At 56.5% G+C, this 4,265-nt stretch carries 4 protein-coding genes; 1 reads left to right on the forward strand and 3 read right to left on the reverse strand.

Translation table 11 applies throughout. The features are described from left to right. The first annotated feature begins 187 nt into the window (after positions 1-187). Positions 188-1,465, forward strand: coding sequence for a hypothetical protein (locus tag B3520_RS06745; protein WP_286875740.1), 1,278 nt, complete (start codon positions 188-190; stop codon positions 1,463-1,465). An 88-nt stretch (positions 1,466-1,553) separates the two neighbouring features. Here B3520_RS06745 and B3520_RS06750 read toward each other — a convergent pair whose 3' ends face one another. The 3 genes from B3520_RS06750 to B3520_RS06760 all read right to left on the reverse strand — a co-directional run. Next, complete coding sequence (locus B3520_RS06750; RefSeq protein ID WP_265367053.1) at positions 1,554-2,012, reverse strand: ATPase; 459 nt, start codon at positions 2,010-2,012, stop codon at positions 1,554-1,556. Between the two features lie 70 nt (positions 2,013-2,082). Next, positions 2,083-3,447: an NADH-quinone oxidoreductase subunit N gene (locus B3520_RS06755; protein WP_286875742.1), complete on the reverse strand. Its 1,365-nt coding sequence runs from the start codon at positions 3,445-3,447 to the stop codon at positions 2,083-2,085. Next, the coding region (locus B3520_RS06760) for a complex I subunit 4 family protein (protein ID WP_286875744.1) at positions 3,447-4,265 on the reverse strand (819 nt) is incomplete at its 5' end. The genes B3520_RS06760 and B3520_RS06755, both read right to left, overlap by 1 nt.

Genomic DNA, 4,265 nt, shown 5'->3' on the forward strand with positions numbered 1-4,265 from the left:
AGATTTGGTCTGAACTAATACAGCTTACGGTACCGGACGATGAAATGCCCATTTGAGAAAGTGCGGACTGAAAAACCACTCGTTACCAAATCCACCGCTTCATCAAGCGGGTTCCATGGCCCAAGTACAGCGCATTTTGCTACAATCCCGAGAACTTTCGTAAACCTACGATCATTTGGTATGACCTGTGCACCCAACTAATGAAACTTCACAGCAGGCAGAGGCAAAAAGACTCAACCAAAGTTGTTCCTGCGTCACTCTCGATCGGCCAGCGGTAGCTCAGGATATCGCCCATCTACTGGGTGAAGACGCCGAGGATATTTTGTCCAGCGAGGCCTGGCATCAACTTTTCTCCAACGTTGCTGTCTTTGTTCCCGACCAAGATCTGGCCAAGATGCAGGCCTTGGTTCGCGCATTGGAAGCGGCCGCTGCGCTCTCCGACTATCGAGAGAAGGTGTTGTCCTGGGCACCATCGACAGCACGGCTCGACCCCGGTCCCGCTGGTGCCTTTATGGGCTATGACTTCCATCTTGGCGACGATGGACCACGTCTAATCGAGATTAACACCAATGCCGGAGGTGCGTTTCTCAATGCGATTCTTGTCCGTGCCCAAAAACGATGCTGTGGCGGTGCGACCAATGAACTCTGGACCGAGGACTTTGACCGCGAGGTGATCCGTCAGTTCGAAAGCGAATGGCGCGCCCAGCGCGGCAGCAGACGCCTGGAGACAATCGCGATCGTCGATGATCAGCCAGAGGAACAGTACCTCTATCCGGAGTTCAGGCTCGCTCAGAGGTTGCTGCAGAGGGGCGGAATCGAGACCCACATTCTGTCCCCCAAAGATTTTCAGCTTAATAACGGAGTGCTGTACGGCAACGGCAAACGAATCGATCTGGTGTACAATCGGTTGGTGGACTTCGGACTCGAAGCCCCCGATCACGCCACCTTACGCGCGGCCTGGTCGGTGGGAGGCGCTGTTATAACCCCCAACCCCCACATTCACGCACTGTTCGCGAACAAACGCAATTTGGCTGTTCTGTCAGATCAAACGACCTTGAGGGAGTGGGGCCTGAGCGCTGAGAACGCCGAATTGCTTCGCCAAAGTATTCCGCGCACCCAGTTAGTCGATGCCGCCAATGGCGAAGAACTCTGGCGGCAGCGACGGCAATTGTTTTTCAAACCTGTAGCGGGTCATGGCAGCAAAGGAGTTTACAAAGGCAGCAAACTCACAAAAAGCGCCTTTGCCCGAATTCTAGAAAGCGACTACATCGCGCAGACCTATGTGCCACCTTCAGAACGCCTGGTGATGGTCGATGACGAGAGGGAAATGCTCAAGGTCGACGTACGTCTATATACCTATCGCGGCGAGCTGCTGTTGGCGGCGGCGCGCTTGTATCGGGGCCAGACCACCAATTTTCGCACCCCAGGTGGTGGCTTTGCACCAGTTCTCCTCAAGCAAACCTAGCGGGAGACATTTCCGCCCGCCAAGAAGTACCGGGCCGGCAGCGGCCTCCGCGCGCTGACTCCAGCAAAAACGGATAGCCCTATTTTACTTACATGTCATCCATGCGCCCTATCTGCCGTACCAAGCGCTTGGTTTCATGCTCTTCCATATCCAGCAATGACTGCACCAGTTCTGTGACCTCGGGTATTTCTGCCTTTTCGATAAGCGTTCGGTAAAGACTGATGATTTGTTCGTGGAAATCGACCACTTCCGTCTCTATTGAAGTGGCATCCATTTTGGCGTAGTGATCGTCGCAATCCAGGTGGGTGGTAATAGGATTGTGCGGCATGTAATCGTACACATAAGTGCGAGCTGCCCTGGGATCAGCCTGCTGTTCAAACCCTGCCACTATTTTCTCTATTTCCGCTTCGTGCGAGGCCAGATACTCAAGCAGCAGAGAAGCGCGTTCATTTTGATGAAGCGGAGCGCAATGAGACAGGCACTTTGCCAGGCTCCCGTGCAACTTTCGGCTCCATTCAATCAGGTCAAAAATAGTTTCAACTTTCATGCTAAACCTCTTGTCTGAATTTAAAAATACGTCGCTTAAAACGTCAGCGACCATGGTACTAGGAATGCCATTACGTCATCGGAATCACAAGGAAGAACTGCGCAGCCAACCCGATGATGACCGTGCCTGAAAGCGCGGTTATCGCCACCATGCTCAGCCAATATTCGGGGGCATTCGGAGCCGCCTCCCCTTGCCGGTACATGGGTACAATAATGCGCAAATACACCGCCAGCGAAAGCACACTATTGACAATCCCCACCACCGCCAGCCACGTGAATTGGGCATCTATGACAGCCGCAAAAATCAGGAACTTGCCCACGAAACCAGCAAGTGGCGGAATGCCGACCAACGACAGCAGAAATAGCACCATTGCGATCCCCATTAATGGCCTGTTGCGCCCCAGGCCATTGAAATCGGTCAAGGTGCGTCCGACCATAGCAACAATGGCGAAGGCACCCAGGTTCATGGCCGCGTAGGCGGCGGCGAATAGAATGATCGATGGCAAGGCAAGCGAGCTTGAGCCCACGGCCAAAATGCCCAGCAGGAAGTAACCGGACTGCGCAATTGATGAGTAAGCCAACAGCCGAACGACATTATCCTGCGCCAATGCGGCGAGGTAGCCGTACGTCATACTCAGTACCGCCAGCCCCGCAATAACTGCGGGCCAACCGCTCTCCATGGGCAGGTCTCGAAGCACTTGGGTTAGCGCGAACAGAGCGCCCACTTTGGGCACCACAGACAGGTAGGCGGCTATCGATAAGGGCCCGCCTTGATAAGCGTCTGGCACCCAGAAATGAAACGGAACCAATGACGCCTTATAGCCGAGGCCGACAATCGCCGTCACCAGACCGAGGATGGCGGCTAGCGGCATGGCGTCGGCGCGCGCGAGATCAGAGAGCAGCGTGGAGCCAGCGGCGCCGAACCAGTAACTCAAGCCAAAGACCATCACCGCGCCGGTAACCGAGCCGAATACAAAGTATTTCATGGCGGCTTCGGTGGCCGGGTCATCGTCCGGGTAGGCCACCAGCGCGAAGCTGGCCAGGCTGGTCAACAAGACGCCCAGCACTAGAAACATCATATCGCCGCTTCCGGCCAGAACGAGTGCACCAAAAGTGGCAAAGCACAGCAAACTGTAGACCGTGCCCTCACGAACGGTGCCTCGCACATCCACGCGCGCCAGCAACAGGGAAAGCACGGTGGCGGGCAACAGGATAAGTTTGGCCCAAATACTGAGCGTGTCGATTCGGAAGCTGCCCCCGAACACGGCGGCGTCGGTGCCCAGCATACTCAAGGTCAAGCCCGTGGCGATGAACAGGCCCACGATGGCAACCGCCAAGGCAACGCGCGGCCAGCGCAGCATTTCCGCAATCAGTGCACCGACCGCCGTTAACAGAACGGCTATTTCGGGAATTAATAACGCAAGGTCATGACCCATTACAGCACCAACGCCGAGGTCGTCCGATGAATGATGTCCAGCACCCAGGACGGCGCCACCCCGGTAACTAGGGTAAGCACCAGCAGTGGCGCCACGGCGAGCAGTTCCCGCACGCTCAGGTCGGGCATGCTATGCCAGCGTTGCTGGGGCTCGCCAAGGAAGGTTTCGCGGATTGCCTTGAGAAAAGTGCCGGCAATGATCGCGATGCCCAGTATCGCGACAACAGCGGCGGGCACAGTGCCCAGAGTGCTGAGAAATATCTGGAACTCGGCCGGAAAGTGCGCCAGACCAGGCAGACCAAGGGACGCGAAGGCTGCCAGCATAAATGACCAGCCCAGCAGCGGAACCGTTTTAAGTAGGCCACCGAATTCACCCATTTCCCGAGTATGCGCACGCTCCTGAATCATGCCCACCAGGAAGAACAATGCACCGGTCACCAGGCCGTGACTGAACATCTGCAGGACGGCGCCATCGAGGGCGGTGGCACGCACTGAGGGGTCTAGGGTCAGTGCGGCCACGGCGACGCCGATGATCACATAGCCCATGTGGTTGATCGAGGTATAGGCCACCAGGCGCTTGAGATCGGTCTGCGCCAGAGCGGCGAAGGCGCCATAGAGCGCGCCGATGACACCGAAAACCAAAACAACGACGCCGGCTTCGCGGAACGCCTCCGGAGTCATTTGTAGAGCGAAGCGAACCAGCCCATAGGTTCCAAATTTCAGCATGATGCCGGCCAGGATGACACTGCCGATAGTCGGCGCCTGAACGTGGGCGGCAGGTAACCAAGTGTGCAACGGTACGGCGGGGATCTTGACCGC

Source organism: Marinimicrobium sp. UBA4509 (assembly GCF_002388575.1).
GTDB lineage: Bacteria > Pseudomonadota > Gammaproteobacteria > Pseudomonadales > Cellvibrionaceae > Marinimicrobium > Marinimicrobium koreense.